Annotated in this window: 11 protein-coding genes and 1 tRNA gene; 5 read left to right on the forward strand and 7 right to left on the reverse strand. The window is 62.2% G+C overall.

The annotated features are described in order from the left end of the window. Positions 1 to 49: 49 nt before the first annotated feature. From LJE98_RS09530 to LJE98_RS09550, 5 genes are all read right to left on the reverse strand, one after another. Positions 50 to 370 (reverse strand): hypothetical protein, encoded by a 321-nt coding sequence (locus LJE98_RS09530; RefSeq protein ID WP_229574987.1) that lies wholly within the window; start codon positions 368 to 370, stop codon positions 50 to 52. Positions 371 to 468: 98 nt separating this feature from the next. After that, positions 469 to 882: an 8-oxo-dGTP diphosphatase MutT gene (gene mutT / locus LJE98_RS09535; RefSeq protein WP_229574988.1), complete on the reverse strand. Its 414-nt coding sequence runs from the start codon at positions 880 to 882 to the stop codon at positions 469 to 471. Beyond that, entirely contained in the window at positions 879 to 1,694 is an 816-nt protein-coding gene (locus tag LJE98_RS09540; protein ID WP_420710128.1) for a GNAT family N-acetyltransferase, read from the reverse strand. Before LJE98_RS09540 ends, mutT begins: the two co-directional genes overlap by 4 nt. Beyond that, positions 1,663 to 2,904, reverse strand: coding sequence for a bifunctional glutamate N-acetyltransferase/amino-acid acetyltransferase ArgJ (argJ, locus tag LJE98_RS09545; RefSeq protein ID WP_229574990.1), 1,242 nt, complete (start codon positions 2,902 to 2,904; stop codon positions 1,663 to 1,665). Before argJ ends, LJE98_RS09540 begins: the two co-directional genes overlap by 32 nt. A gap of 64 nt (positions 2,905 to 2,968) precedes the next feature. Continuing rightward, positions 2,969 to 3,832 (reverse strand): peptidylprolyl isomerase, encoded by an 864-nt coding sequence (locus LJE98_RS09550; RefSeq protein WP_229574991.1) that lies wholly within the window; start codon positions 3,830 to 3,832, stop codon positions 2,969 to 2,971. Between the two features lie 245 nt (positions 3,833 to 4,077). On the opposite strand from LJE98_RS09550, the gene secA reads away from it, so the two are divergent. From secA to LJE98_RS09565, 3 genes are all read left to right on the forward strand, one after another. Beyond that, positions 4,078 to 6,774, forward strand: coding sequence for a preprotein translocase subunit SecA (gene secA / locus LJE98_RS09555; RefSeq protein ID WP_229574992.1), 2,697 nt, complete (start codon positions 4,078 to 4,080; stop codon positions 6,772 to 6,774). A 101-nt stretch (positions 6,775 to 6,875) separates the two neighbouring features. Next, positions 6,876 to 8,075: an acyltransferase family protein gene (locus LJE98_RS09560; RefSeq protein ID WP_229574993.1), complete on the forward strand. Its 1,200-nt coding sequence runs from the start codon at positions 6,876 to 6,878 to the stop codon at positions 8,073 to 8,075. Positions 8,076 to 8,294: 219 nt separating this feature from the next. Then, the gene (locus LJE98_RS09565) at positions 8,295 to 9,566 is read left to right on the forward strand and encodes a GNAT family N-acetyltransferase (RefSeq protein ID WP_229574994.1); all 1,272 of its coding nucleotides are present in this window, start codon (positions 8,295 to 8,297) and stop codon (positions 9,564 to 9,566) included. Between the two features lie 35 nt (positions 9,567 to 9,601). On the opposite strand, the gene LJE98_RS09570 is transcribed toward LJE98_RS09565, so the two are convergent. Continuing rightward, a complete protein-coding gene (locus LJE98_RS09570) occupies positions 9,602 to 11,236 on the reverse strand; it encodes an AMP-binding protein (RefSeq protein WP_229574995.1) in 1,635 nt (544 codons plus the stop codon). Between the two features lie 192 nt (positions 11,237 to 11,428). Continuing rightward, entirely contained in the window at positions 11,429 to 11,920 is a 492-nt protein-coding gene (locus LJE98_RS09575) for an MbcA/ParS/Xre antitoxin family protein (protein WP_229574996.1), read from the reverse strand. Positions 11,921 to 12,156: 236 nt separating this feature from the next. Here LJE98_RS09575 and LJE98_RS09580 point away from each other — a divergent pair. Together LJE98_RS09580 and LJE98_RS09585 are read left to right on the forward strand one after the other, a co-directional pair. Then, positions 12,157 to 12,241 (forward strand) — tRNA-Leu (locus LJE98_RS09580). A 390-nt stretch (positions 12,242 to 12,631) separates the two neighbouring features. Next, positions 12,632 to 14,164 carry a sensor histidine kinase gene (locus tag LJE98_RS09585; protein WP_229574997.1) on the forward strand — a complete coding sequence of 511 codons (1,533 nt, stop codon included), beginning with the start codon at positions 12,632 to 12,634 and terminating at the stop codon, positions 14,162 to 14,164. Positions 14,165 to 14,304 lie beyond the last annotated feature (140 nt).

Consider the following 14,304-nt stretch of genomic DNA (forward strand, 5'->3'; position numbering starts at 1 on the left):
GTGATCCCAGGCACCGCACCCCTACGAATGCCGGCCCTTTCATTCGTCTTCAGCAGGCCTGGCCCGAAGCATAGCCGTCGACGATACACACCGAACCCGGTGTCTCCTGCAGCACGCTGCGACGGATCGTGTATCGCTTGCCGCTGTCGTCCTTCGGGATGGAACCGGTGGTGATCATGTCGAATTCGTCCGGCTGGAAAGCCAGGGTCTTGCGATCGGACTTGGACGCAAGCATCGGCGTCAGAACGAGCGAAAGCGCGATCGCAGCCGTGCCGAACAGCAGCGCGATGTTGAGGACCCCGGTCCTGCCCGTCTTGATCGAAGACCGCTCTCGAGACCGTGCGGCCTTCCAGAAATCCTCGTTTGCCATATTCCGCTCCACACACGTGTTCGACGCATGAACAGAGGGTATATTGCGGTGGCGGGTATAAACTTTTGATTAACGACGCTGCGTTGATGAGCGTTTTGTCAGAGAAGATCCTGGAGAACCGGAATGAGCGGTTCATCCGCCGGCGGCATCGGATAGTCGCGAAGCGCCTTGGCCTTGACCCACTTGATCGCCTGCCCCTCCCGCCCCTGCGGAATGCCCTCATAGCGACGGCAGACATAGAGCGGCATCAGGAGGTGGAAACTCTCATAGGTATGGCTGGCAAACGTCAGTGGCGCGAGGCAGGCGACCTTGGTCTTGATGCCGAGTTCTTCCTCGAGTTCGCGCACCAGCGTTTCCTCCGGCGTCTCTCCGGCCTCGACCTTGCCGCCGGGAAATTCCCAGAGGCCCGCGAGGGACTTGCCCTCGGGACGTTGCGCCAGCAGGATCCGGTTGTCCGTATCGACGAGCGCACAGGCCACGACCAGCAGGATGGGCTTCTTCACCTCGGTCATGCGGACGCCTTTCGCCAGTAGGCGTAGCGATAGGCCTCCTCGAAACCCATCTTGCGGTAGAGAGCCAATGCCTGCGCATTCTCGGCCACCACCTGCAGCCAGGCTGTCCGCGCACCGCGCATCCGGGCCCAGCGAAGCGCCGAACTCAGGATCTCGATCCCAAGCCCCTGCCGGCGGCGGTCCGCCCTGACCGCGAGCGACATGATGCCTGCGAGATCATTGTCCTGAACGCAGAGAGCAGCCGCCAGCGGCCCCTCGGCTGCATCCTCGATGACGAACAGTCCGGATGGCGGCTTGATGCCGGTGATGATTTCCGCGAGCGCCGGCTTCAGGGACGCATCGCCGCCATGCACCGCGATATCCGCATCCACATAGCGCCCGACATCCTGCGTCGGCAGGTGGTCCAGCGTGTCTGGGAACGTCATGTGGCCGAGATCGGCGGTCATCGTCACCACCTCCTCGAAACGCTCCCAGCCATCGGCCGCGAGAAAGTCGATCAGCGGCTTCGGCGACAATGGCGTCTGGCGCACCAGCAGTGGCCGTCCATGCGCCTCGAAGCGTTTGCCCGCCTTCTCGATCCGGATCGCGATGTCGCGGCTGTCGGAAGGGTCGAGCGGCACGATGCAGTTCAGCCGCTTGCCGGGATGACCGCCGGTCAAGCGAACCTGCCAGCTGCCGTCATAGATGACACTGCTCGCCGGCCAGGCGCGAAAACCGACCGCTTCAAGGCGCCGGACGAGCGGCAGGTTGGGATTGCTTACCATTGCATGCATTCGGATGTCAGCTCCGATAGTCGCCGTTGATGGCGACATATTCCTTCGTCAGGTCGCAGGTCCAGACTGTGGCTTTGCCGGAGCCGAGACCGATATCCACGGTAACGGGAATGTCCTCCCGCTCCATCACGGCCGTCGTCGCCTCCTCGGAATAGGCCGGGTCCCGCTCGCCGTTGACGGCGACGCGCACGTCACCGAACCAGATGGCAAGCCGGTCGCGATCGGCCATTTCGCCGGACTTGCCCACCGCCATGACGATACGGCCCCAATTGGCATCCTCGCCCGCAACTGCAGTCTTGACCAGCGGCGAATTGGCGATCGACAGCGCGATCTTCTTCGCCGCGAGGTCGCTTTCCGCGCCCTTGACGGTGATCTCCACCATCTTGCGCGCGCCTTCACCATCGCGAACGACCTGGAGCGCCAGATCCTTCAACAGGTCGTTGAGTGCCAGACGAAACGCGCCGAGGCGCGCATCGTCTGCCTGCTCGATCCTGGCCTGACCGTCGCCAGAGGCGACACCGGTCGCAAACAGCATCAGCGTGTCGGATGTCGAAGTGTCACTGTCGACAGTGATCGCATTGAAGCTCGGCTCGACACCTTCAGAGAGAAGCCCCTGCAGGGCATGAGGCGCGATGTCGGCATCGGTCACAACGAAGGAGAGCATGGTCGCCATATCGGGCGCGATCATACCGGCACCCTTGGCAATCCCGTTGATCGTGACCGTCACACCATCGATATCGGCGCTACGCGTCGCAACCTTCGGATAGGTGTCCGTGGTCATGATCGCCTTGGCGGCCTCGAACCAGGTGTCGCCCCTCGCCTGCTGCGCCATCTGGTCCAGCACGCCGGAAAACTTGGTTGCATCCAGCGGCTCGCCGATGACGCCGGTCGATGCGAGATAGATTTCGTTTTCGCCACAGCCCAGCGCCCCGGCCGCCGACTTCGCGGTCAGTTCTGTCGCAGCCTTGCCCTTCGCGCCGGTGAAGGCATTGGCATTGCCCGAATTGACGACGACGCCGCGCGCCATGCCATGCGCGAGGTTCTGCCGGCAGAAATCGACCGGCGCCGACGGGCACTTCGACTTGGTGAAGACACCAGCGACGGATGCCGGCTGGTCGAAGGCCATCAGGAGCACGTCGGTGCGATTCTTGTACTTGATGCCTGCGGCAGCCGTCGCCATCCGCACACCGCGGATGACGGGCATGTCGGCATAGGTTTTCGGCGCGAGGGGAGAAATGCTGGAAGACATGGCTGCGGCCCGTAATGGAAGGCCCGCAAACTGCGGGCCTGAAGATGGATTCGGATGAAGGAGCTTACTGCTGCTCTGGCTGTTGCTCTGCCTTGTTGGCGTCTTCGTAACCCTTGCGAAGCGCCTCGTCGACGATCTCGATCGTCTGCTCGGCCTTCGCCTTTTCGATCAGTGCGAGATACTTGTCGCGCATGACCAGCTGGCGAACCTGCTGCTCGACGGCCTCGAAGGCCGGCGGGGGCGCATCACGCTTGTCTTCGAGAAGAATGACGTGGAAGCCGAACTGGGTCTGAACCGGGGTTTTCGTATAGGCACCCTTTTCGAGCGCGAAGGCGACTTCCTCGAATTCCGGGACCATGCGGCCCTTGGTGAAATAGCCGAGATCGCCGCCTTCCGTCTTGTTCGGGTCGGTTGACTTTTCCTTGGCGATTTCGATGAAATCCTTGCCGGCGTCGAGATCGGCGATGATCTGCTTGGCCTCTTCCTCGGTCTTCACCAGGATGTGGCGGGCGCGCACTTCCTCCTGCTTCGGAAGTGCAGCGATTTCCTTGTCGTAGCGCGCCTTCACTTCGTCGGCGGTAACAGCATCCACGACGTTCTTCTTGAAGAAGGCATTGTGCAATTCGCGCTCGGCAATGAAGGCCAGGCGGCGCTTGTATTCCGGATCGTCCTGCAGGCCGTCGGCGGTCGCATTTGCGGCAAGCAGCTTCACATCGATGGCGCCGGAGAGGGCCGCGACCTTCTTCTGCTCATCGGGAAGCTGCGCGAGCTGCGGATCGAGGTTTGCAATGGCAAGGTCGAGTTCGGACTGGGTGATTTCGACATCACCGACCTTGGCGACCACGGTCGCGTCCTGTGCGGAAGCCGCACCGTAGAGAGCAGAGAGGGAAACGCAGGCGGCAAGCACGATTTTATTGAGGCGGAGCATGAAAGACCTTTCGGATGATGAACCGTTTGAAGACCGTTCGAATCGGGCAAAAGATTGTCAGATGCCCGGCGACCGGGGGGATTTGCGACCTGCCTGCGCCGTTGACATCATTCGACCCCCCTCTTATCTGTCACGCAACCTCGCGTCCAGAGCAGTTTCAGGACGCATTGTGCCTATTCGTCTGCGCCGAGTGTGCTCCGATGGGTACATCAACGATATGACGAAGGTCAGAAAGGACCATCGATATGGTCAGTCTTGGTGGACTTGCGCGCAAAATATTCGGCTCGTCGAATGAGCGCCGCGTGCGTTCCTATAATCCCCGCGTCGCTGCAATCGGGGCGCTTGAGGAAAAGCTGAGGACGCTGACCGACGAACAGCTCGCGGCAAAGACCGTCGAATTCCGCGCGGAGCTTGCCGCCGGCAAGACGCTCGACGATATCCTCGTCCCCGCATTTGCGGTTGCCCGCGAAGGCTCCCGCCGCGCGCTCGGCATGCGTCCATTCGACGTCCAGCTGGTCGGCGCGATGATCCTCAACGACAATTCCATTGCCGAAATGAAGACCGGCGAAGGCAAAACCCTTGTTGCCACGCTGGCGGTCTACCTGAATGCGCTGGCCGGCAAGGGCGTACACGTCGTCACCGTCAACGATTACCTCGCCAGCCGCGACGCGGCCACCATGTCGAAGCTCTACGGCTTCCTCGGGCTGACCACGGGCGTCATCGTGCATGGGCTCAGCGACGACGAGCGCCGCGCGGCCTATGCCTGCGACGTTACCTATGCGACCAACAACGAACTCGGTTTCGACTATCTGCGCGACAACATGAAGTATGAGCGCGGCCAGATGGTGCAGCGCGGCCACAACTTCGCGATCGTCGACGAAGTGGACTCGATCCTTGTCGACGAGGCGCGTACCCCGCTGATCATCTCCGGCCCGCTCGACGATCGCTCGGACCTCTACACCACGATCGATGCCTTCATCCCGCTGCTGTCGGAAGAAGACTACGAAATCGACGAAAAGCAGCGCTCGGCCAACTTCTCCGAAGTCGGCACGGAGAAGCTGGAAAATCTCCTCCGCGAGGCCGGACTTCTGAAGGGCGAGAGCCTCTACGACGTAGAAAACGTCGCGATCGTCCATCACATCAACAATGCGCTGAAGGCCCACAAGCTTTTCCTGCGCGACAAGGACTACATCGTCCGCAACGGCGAAATCGTCATCATCGATGAATTCACCGGCCGCATGATGCCGGGCCGCCGCTATTCGGAAGGCCAGCACCAGGCACTGGAAGCGAAGGAAAAGGTCCAGATCCAGCCCGAGAACCAGACACTCGCCTCGATCACTTTCCAGAACTACTTCCGCATGTACAAGAAGCTGGCCGGCATGACCGGAACGGCAGCGACCGAAGCCGAAGAATTCGCCAACATCTACGGCCTCGAAGTGGTCGAAGTCCCGACCAACCTTCCGATCCAGCGTATTGACGAGGACGACGAGGTCTACCGGACGGTCGACGAAAAGTTCAAGGCGATCATCGAGGAGATCAAGGCCGCCAGCGATCGCAACCAGCCCGTTCTCGTCGGCACCACCTCGATCGAAAAGTCCGAACTTCTCGCCAACATGCTGAGCCAGTCCGGATTCAAGGACTTCAAGGTCCTGAACGCCCGTTATCACGAACAGGAGGCCTATATCGTCTCCCAGGCCGGTGTGCCCGGCGCCGTCACCATCGCCACCAACATGGCCGGCCGCGGTACCGACATCCAGCTCGGCGGCAATCTCGACATGCGCCTCGAACACGAACTGGCCGAAATGGAGCCGGGTCCGGAACGCGAGGCCAAAGCCGAAACCATCAAGGCGGAGATCGCAGCCCTCAAGCAGAAGGCGCTCGAAGCCGGCGGCCTCTACGTCATCGCCACCGAACGTCACGAAAGCCGCCGTATCGACAACCAGCTGCGCGGCCGTTCCGGTCGTCAGGGCGACCCGGGTCGCTCGAAATTCTACCTGTCGCTCCAGGACGATCTAATGCGCATCTTCGGATCCGACCGTATGGACGGCATGCTGCAGAAGCTCGGCCTGAAGGACGGCGAAGCCATCGTCCACCCCTGGATCAACAAGGCGCTCGAACGCGCTCAGAAGAAAGTCGAAGCCCGCAACTTCGACATCCGCAAGAACCTTCTGAAGTATGACGACGTCATCAACGACCAGCGCAAGGTGATCTTCGAGCAGCGCATCGAGCTGATGGACTCGACAGATGTCTCGACCACCGTGACCGACATGCGCCACGAAGTCATCGAGACCATGGTCGCCATCCATGTGCCGCCGAACGCCTATGCCGAACAGTGGGACGTTGCCGGCCTCAAGCAGAAGGTTGCAGCCACGCTGAACCTCGACCTGCCGGTCGACGCCTGGGCCGCCGAGGAAGGCATCGCCGAGGACGACATTTACAACCGCCTCATGGAAGCCGCCGACAAGGCTTATTCCGACAAGGCCGAGCGTTTCGGCGCGGAATTGATGGCCTATGTCGAGCGCTCGGTCGTTCTGCAGACCATCGACAATCTGTGGCGCGAGCACATCGTCAACCTCGATCATTTGCGCTCGGTCGTCGGTTTCCGCGGCTATGCCCAGCGCGATCCGCTGCAGGAATACAAAGCCGAAGCCTTTGAACTCTTCCAGGCCCTGCTCGCCAACCTGCGCGATGCCGTGACCACGCAGATGTCGCGCGTCGAACTCGTGCGCGAAGCACCGCCGGCCCCGACCCCGCCGCCAATGACCGGCCATCACGTCGACGCCACCACTGGCGAGGACGATTTTGCCGACGGTGCCCAGGTGCCGCCGCAGGATCGCGACCCGCAGGACCCCAAGACCTGGGGCGCCATCGGCCGCAACGAACCCTGCCCCTGCGGCTCCGGCAAGAAATACAAGCATTGCCACGGCGTGCTTGAGGCTTGATCGTGAGGCCTTGAGGCTTTCTCAATCTTTCGCTGGCAGCTTCTGCCTGTTGAGGGGAACCGCGCCATCCGGCCCGGTTCCCCTTTCTTTCGGAGGACAGGATGTCGGCTGGGTCAGCGCGGGAGCACCATTGGGATTCGCTGCGCGCTTTTCTGATGCTTCTCGGCATCCCCTATCACGCCGCAATGGCCTACAACACACGCGTTTTGTGGGACATTCAGTCGCCGGATAAGAGCGAATTTCTCACTTTTGTGAGCGGCGTTTTCGTCACCTTCCGCATGCCGGCCTTCTTCATCGTCGCCGGCTATTTCGCCGCCATGATGCTGGAGCGAAGGCCCCCGGCCCTTTGGCTTCGCAGCCGCCTGACGCGGCTCGGCATTCCCTTCCTGACTGGCCTTGCGCTGCTGGCCCCCTTGCAGATCGTCCTGATCGACCTCAATGAAGCCGTGACCGGTGTTATGCCGATGGCAACTGCGCTCGGCCGCGCTGCAGAAGACGTCACCCATCCGGGCTTCGGCTGGATCATGCACCTGTGGTTTCTACCGGCATTGCTGGCCTACAGTCTCCTGCTGGTCCTGCTGCAGCCATGGATCCGCCAGGGGCCGATCGCCGATGGGCTTGCCGCTCTTCGTCTTCGTTGCGCAGGACACCCCCACGCCGCGCTCGCAATGCTGCTCATGGTCCTCGCGACATGGGAGATTGTGGTCTATCTCTCGCATCAAGCCATGCTCGCAAGCGACGGCACCCTGCCCTATCTCCTCGCCCATGGCATTGATCCCTATCTCCGCTATCTGCCGTTCTTTCTGATCGGCGTTGCCCTGAGAGGCGCGCCCGACGTCCGAGCGCTTTTCGTCTGGCAAAAGGGTTGGGCACTTCCCACACTCGCCGGAATCACGGCCGTTTCCGCTTCCCTCTTGCGCGGGCGGACCACGACAGACCTCGAAATCGCCTACAACGCCGTGGATGGTGCAGCGGCCCTCCTTGCCAGCTTCGTTGTGATCGGCATCGCCCGGCGCTTCTGGAACCGTGGCGACCCGCGCATAGATCGCATCGTCGATGCCTCCTTCAGCATCTACCTGCTGCATCACCCCATCATCTACGCCTTGTCGACCCTCTTTCTCCTCACTACCTGGCCGCCCGTCGCGGAGTTCGCTGTGGTCTGCATCGCGACGTCAGTGCTCTCCTATGCGGCGCACCGCCTCATCCGGCGCTCCCCGCTGGCACTTTTCCTCTTCAACGGCGTGCCTCGCACGCCACGCGACACCGACAGCCAGCAGGTCCGCATCACCACACTTCGTTAACCCTGATCTGTCATCACTGGAGCCCATATCCGACCCAGCGAGAAGTATTGCGTCCGTACCGATGACTGTTCTGGAAAGCGCGGAAAAATGGTTGCCCGCAGGCCCGCGTCTGGTCCGTGCGCTCTTGGCCGAGGACGAGACGGCCCGCGCCCGGCGCATGGCAGCGAGGGACTTTGCCGATCCGCGTGACCTGACGCCCCGGCGGGAGGCCGTCCGCCCATGACAGAACGCATCTACAACGAGAGCATGAACAGCGACGCCAATCGACTGGTGGGAAGTCTCGCAGGCGGCGCTCCGGCGCCGGTTGCCGAGATGGAAGTCGCGGTCGGCCGCCCCGGTCGTCGTCTCAGCGTTTATCCCGGCCAGATGGGTTATGAACTCCAGGACGAACTCGAATACCTGACCTATCGCGTCATGGAGCCCAATGTCTTCTTTGCCCCGCGTTTCCTCGCCCCTGCCATGCCGCGGCTGGAAGAGCGCCAGGTCCGCTTTGCCGTCGTGCGCGACGAAGACGAACGCCGTTCGCGCCTGCGCCTGCTTTTCCCCTTCTCGGTCGAGAAACCAGGCTTCTCCGTCGGCCCCTCGATCATCCGCGTCTGGGCCAATCCCTTCGGTCCGCTCGGCACGCCCCTGGTCGATGCGGAAGGGGCCGCCGAGACGATCGACAACCTGCTCGAAGCGCTGGCCCGCCCCGAAGCCCGCCTGCCGGCCCTGCTCGTCATTCCGGATCTGCGCCTGGAAGGCCGTTTCGCCCAGCTCGCCCGTGCCGTGGCGCTCGCCCGCGACCTGCCGCTGACAGTCACCAACGAATACCAGCGCCCCATGCTGCAGAGTTACGAGGACGGCCCGAACTATTTGCAGGCGGCCCTCAACAAGAACCATCTGCGCGAGATGCGCCGCCAGTTCCGGCTCCTCTCGGAGCAGGGTTCCGTGACCTACAACGTCGCCCGCCAGCCGGAAGAGATCCGCGCCCGCATGGAAGAATTCCTGGCGCTGGAAGCGAGCGGCTGGAAGGGGCGCAAGCGCTCCGCCATGGTCAACGACCGCCTGCGCGCCGCCTTTGCCCGAGAAGCCATCACCAATCTGGCCGAAGCCGACGCGGTCCGCATCCACACGCTCGACCTGGAAGGCCGCGCCATCGCCTCCATGGTGGTCTTCATCATGGCGGGCGAGGCTTATACCTGGAAGACGGCCTATGACGAGACCTATGCCCGCTTCTCACCGGGCAAGCTCCTGATGGCTGATCTCACCGAATGGCACCTCGACGACGCCAACATCCAGCGCACGGACAGTTGTGCCGTGCCTGATCATCCGATCATGAGCCGCTTCTGGAAGGAACGTGAAGCCATGGGCACGCTGGTGGTCGGCCTGAAGCCCAATGCCGACCGCGACGTGCGCCAGGTCGGCGCGCAGCTGCACATGTACCGCAACACCCGCAACATCGCCCGCATCCTGCGCGACAAGGTTCTCAATCGCCGCTTCGGCGGCTGATCAGGGGCTCGTCGGAACACGGCACCCGCCCCGGCTCAGCTCGCCCTGGCGATTTCCTGGTCCCGCAGCAGCCTGCGGATCACCTTGCCGCTGGTGGTCAGTGGCAGCTCCGCCACGAATTCGATCTCGCGCGGATATTCGTGCATCGACAGCCGGTTCTTCACCCAGTCGCGAACCTCTGCGGCAAGCGCCGGTCCCGGCTCGTGGCCCGCCTGCACAACGACGAAAGCCTTGACGATCTCGGTTCTGAGCACGTCCGGCTTGCCGATCACAGCCGCAAGCCGCACCGCCGGATGGCCGATCAGGCAATCCTCGATCTCGGCCGGCCCGATCCGGTAGCCCGACGACGTAATCACGTCGTCGTCGCGGCCGAAGAACTGCACGTAGCCGTCCTCGTCCTGCCGGCCGAGATCGCCCGTCTTCATCCAGTCGCCGACGAATTTGTCCGCCGTCGCCTTCGCATTGTTCCAGTAACCGAGGAACATCACGGGATCGGGTCGCCGGATCGCCACCTGACCCGTCTCACCGACCGGCACTTCGCGGCCCCCGGCATCGATGATCGCGACCTCGTGCCCCGGCACTGCCTTGCCAATGAAGCCACCCTTGGTGACGCCGAGATGGGCGGCTGACGACAGCACGAAATTGCACTCCGTCTGGCCATAGAATTCGTTTGGCACGATCCCCAGCGCGGACTTCACCCATTCATAGGTCTCGCGCCCGAGCGATTCCCCTGCAGAGCCTATGCTGCGCAGCACCAGGTCGTAAGCCTCGCGCGGCCGCTCCACGGCCTTCAGCAACCTGAGGGCCGTCGGCGGAATGAACGCGTTGCGGACCTTCATTTCGGCCATGATCCGGAATGCCATATGCGGATCGAATTTCTGCGCTGGCGACGAAACGACCGGCACGCCGAGCATCAACGCCGGCAGCAAGGCATTGAGCAAACCGCCCGCCCAGGCCCAGTCCGAGGGCGTCCAGACCCTGTCGTCGGGCTGCGGCAGGTAGTCATGCGCCAGCTGAAAACCCGGAATATGGCCAGCCAGTACGCGATGACCGTGCAAAGCGCCCTTCGGCGGCCCCGTTGTGCCCGAGGTATAGATCATCAACGCCGGCATATCGGGCCCGCTCCCGGCGATCTCGAACACGGATGGCTTGCTGTCGATCACCGCATGGAAACCGACAATGTCGGGACCGGCACCATCGATCGAAATCACCGTCTGCAGTTCCGGCAGGCGCGCCTTGATTGTCTTCAGCCGCTGCAAGCCGAAACCATTCGTGATCACGACCCGCGCACCGGCGTCCCGCAGCCGGTACTCCAGCGCCTCCTCGCCGAAAAGCAGCGCCAGCGGCAAGGCGATCGCACCCATCTTGTAGATCGCGACATGCGCGATGACGGTCTCGAAGCATTGCGGCAGAAGCAGCGCCACCCGGTCACCGGCAAGAACACCGAGATCCGTCAATCCATGCGCGAGCGCCGAGGAATGCGCCGCAAGCACGCCATAGGTCATCGTGAGGTGGTCGCCATCGGGCGAGAAATGTTGAAGGCAGATGCGCTCTGGCGCCTTGGCGGCCCAGTCGTCGGAGACCACGCGCCCGATGTTGAAATCGGCGGGAATATTCCAATGGAAATCGCGGCGAAGCGCCTCGAAAGTGTCGCGCGGCTCAAGCAGCATGGCTGAGATTCCGGATCCTCATGCTGTCTCAGCTAGCACTCATCTCGCAGATGCACAATGAGCGGCTGGTTATAGCGTAAATCACGCGCAAACGCCTCACCGGAAAGTGGGTGGTGGCTCGCCGCAAGTCGCGGTCGCTTCAAGGGAAAATCGCCTGGACCCCTCGGGCGGCGGCCGATGCCACCCCGTCTGTCAGGTCTTGTTCTGCGCCGCTTCCGCCCGCATCAGCGCGACCAGCGCCTTCAATTCTCCGCCGCGCACCATCTGGGCCGGTGTGCGACCGCCGAAAGCCTCAAGATGCTGGCTGCGATACCACTTTTCGGCCGCGTCCTGCGAACCGAGCCGCCTCATCGCCAGCGCCAGCACCAGGGCCTTGGCATCCGCCGGCGAAACCGTACCCGCCTCGATCGCGGCATCGACCCGCGCGATCTGCGATTGGACCGACTGCTGCTTCAACTTCTGCCGCATGGCCGCCACCTGCGGCGCGACCGGCGCCACGATGTTGACCTTCGCCGTGCCATCGACGGCAGCGGCCGGCTTGGCAACCACTGGCGCCGCAGCCTTTGTCTTGCGCTTGCCCTTGGCAGAAACGGGCTGTGCCGGAGCCTTCGGCAACAGCGTAGCATCCACGACAACCTGCTTGACGGACTGGGGGATGCGGATCTTCTTGGCCGGAGTGGTCATGCGTCTTGCTTTCCGTGGATGTGAAATCGTCCCGACGACACGCCAGGCCCCCCACAGGACTGCTCGTGCGGGTCGCGCCTTGTCTAGCATTCCGGCAAAGTCGCTTCAACACGCTACGCAATCAGCCCGGTCTGGAACCAGGCCCGTCGGCGCCCAAACGATCCCCACAGAAACGGCATTCGACACCCCTTGCAAGCTCGCCGCAGCCCATGGTAAGTCGCCTGCGTCCAGACCGTGCCCCATTGGCGGAACTGGTAGACGCGCTCGACTCAAAATCGAGTTCCGAAAGGAGTGCTGGTTCGATTCCGGCATGGGGCACCATTTTTCAACGAAATTCTCCCGACCTCAGTCGGAAAGCGGCTCGAGCCTGGTTCTCCCACCCGTCTGTCGCGCTGGGTGTATCGCCTGGTTGGGCGAATGCGCCAATCGACCCGCTGGTTGCGCCTTATTCTCAAGCCGCCTTCCTCGCGCCTCGGCAAGAAATCGCTGCGAATGTTGCATGCAGACAGGGCGCCAGAGCGGGCCGCGGCCAATGATTCTTGCGCCGCTCGAACACCGTCAAATGCCAAGAGGTTTGCCAAATTGCTCTATGTGCTGGTCACCGATCATCTCTGGTTGATAGGACCCTCAGCATGCCCTACCTATCGAGAATTATGAGAACAATTCGCGGCAGTCTCCACGGTGAGCTGCACCGCAGGGCCGGGATGATTTATGGAGCGATATGCACCGGGCAAGGCCCAAAAATTCGTCGTCATGGCAATTGTGGTTGCGTGGGCAGGCTTTATCGCATTGGCGTCATCCTGGGCCTTTCAATCTTACCACGCGACTGTCAAAGCGGCGGAAGACCGCGTCTCCACGTCAAGCCTTGTCGTCGCGACCCATGCAAAATGGATCTATGAGTTCGGAGCCCAGGCAACAGGGCGACTGGTTGACCTCGTGGAAAGCGGTCGGGCACCGTTGCGGGTTGGCGCGGTGCAAGACATCCGCGGCACCCTGCAGGGGTTGCCCGGGACGGTCCAGGCTTACGTGGTCGCAGCGGACGGAAAGACCCTGTACTCTACAGATCCCAATCTGAAGCCCATAGACATCCGTGATCGAGAATACTTCAAGGCTCTGGCGGCAGGCCGTGAGGATTACGTCTCCTCCCTCCTGATCAGCCGCCTGGATGGCGATCAGATTTTTGTGTTCAGCCGTCGGTTTGAAGAAGGAGGCGTTTTTGCGGGTGTCGTGACCGTGTCGCTCTCGACCGAGCTGATGAAGCCGATTTGGGAAGCCGTCAATCTCGGTGGCAATTTTGCTGTCAGCTTCATCCGGGAGGACGGGCAGCTGGTTGCGCGCTACCCCAAGCCGAAAGCCGGCCTCGACATGAGTGACTATGTCCTGTTTACGGATTACCTCAAGAATGCACCGACGGGCACATACATAGCTGAGGCGTCTCCGCTTGACGGCGTGAGACGGATCGTCGGCTACAGGCAGGTGGAAGGTACACCTTTCGTTGCCCTTGCCGCTGCGGACTTGGGTCTGCTCATGCGGCCCTTCTGGCACAACATCGCGATCTTGTCGGTCGTGACCGCGCTTGCCTGTCTCGGCTCGTTCGGCGCGGCACTCCGTATCAGGAGCCTTCTGCGCATTCAGGACGCACAGGCTGCAGCACTTCAGACCGCGCTGGACAAGAACGAGCTTCTGCTTCGAGAAATCCATCACCGGGTGAAGAACAACCTTCAGTCGGTCATGTCCCTGATTCGTGTCCATCTCAAGCCTGGAGAACAATCGCAGGCGCTGACAGACCGCATCAAGGCCATGGTCGCCGTGCACGAACTCATTTACCAGCACGATGCCTATGCTGCTCTCGATGCCGCACAGCTCATCCGACGCGTCACGGAAAACGTGATTGGCGCCTATGGTGGTGGCGTGCATGTAGACTTCGATCTTGCACCCTCAAGCGTTTCCAACGACCGGGCGACAGCCCTCGCGCTTCTCATCAACGAGGTTGTCAGCAACAGTCTCAAATACGCATTCGAGACCCCCGCAAGCGGCAGGATCGAGATCAGTCTTCGCAAGGGTGAGACCGACGACATGTCGACGCTGAAGATCTCGGACAATGGCATCGGCTTCGACCCGGCGACTGCAGTGAAAGGCACCGGAACCAAGCTTATGGAAGGCTCCCTTCGCCAACTCGACGGCAGCTATACGCTGGATGGCAGCGACGGCACCTGTTTTACGGCGCAACTGAAGCTGCTTTAGGTCACGGCTTGCGGTGACATCCGCCGAGCGCCAGCCAGTTTTCAGGACGCCAGCCACGACACCGAAAGATGCGGCGAGGCCGGCAAGCCGGATGGCGCTGGCCTTGCATCACGCAGACTTGCACTGGTGGTCCCGGCCAC

The sequence above is a fragment of the Rhizobium sp. 'Codium 1' genome (assembly GCF_020889605.1).
In the GTDB taxonomy this organism is placed as follows: Bacteria; Pseudomonadota; Alphaproteobacteria; order Rhizobiales; family Rhizobiaceae; genus Allorhizobium; species Allorhizobium algae.

Bases quoted from the DNA above. Each gene is read 5' to 3' on its own strand.
- LJE98_RS09530 (WP_229574987.1), bottom strand. From the start codon at position 370: ATGGCAAACGAGGATTTCTGGAAGGCCGCACGGTCTCGAGAGCGGTCT.
- mutT (WP_229574988.1), bottom strand. From the start codon at position 882: ATGACCGAGGTGAAGAAGCCCATCCTGCTGGTCGTGGCCTGTGCGCTC.
- LJE98_RS09540 (WP_420710128.1), bottom strand. From the start codon at position 1,694: ATGTCGCCATCAACGGCGACTATCGGAGCTGACATCCGAATGCATGCA.
- argJ (WP_229574990.1), bottom strand. From the start codon at position 2,904: ATGTCTTCCAGCATTTCTCCCCTCGCGCCGAAAACCTATGCCGACATG.
- LJE98_RS09550 (WP_229574991.1), bottom strand. From the start codon at position 3,832: ATGCTCCGCCTCAATAAAATCGTGCTTGCCGCCTGCGTTTCCCTCTCT.
- secA (WP_229574992.1), top strand. From the start codon at position 4,078: ATGGTCAGTCTTGGTGGACTTGCGCGCAAAATATTCGGCTCGTCGAAT.
- LJE98_RS09560 (WP_229574993.1), top strand. From the start codon at position 6,876: ATGTCGGCTGGGTCAGCGCGGGAGCACCATTGGGATTCGCTGCGCGCT.
- LJE98_RS09565 (WP_229574994.1), top strand. From the start codon at position 8,295: ATGACAGAACGCATCTACAACGAGAGCATGAACAGCGACGCCAATCGA.
- LJE98_RS09570 (WP_229574995.1), bottom strand. From the start codon at position 11,236: ATGCTGCTTGAGCCGCGCGACACTTTCGAGGCGCTTCGCCGCGATTTC.
- LJE98_RS09575 (WP_229574996.1), bottom strand. From the start codon at position 11,920: ATGACCACTCCGGCCAAGAAGATCCGCATCCCCCAGTCCGTCAAGCAG.
- LJE98_RS09585 (WP_229574997.1), top strand. From the start codon at position 12,632: ATGGAGCGATATGCACCGGGCAAGGCCCAAAAATTCGTCGTCATGGCA.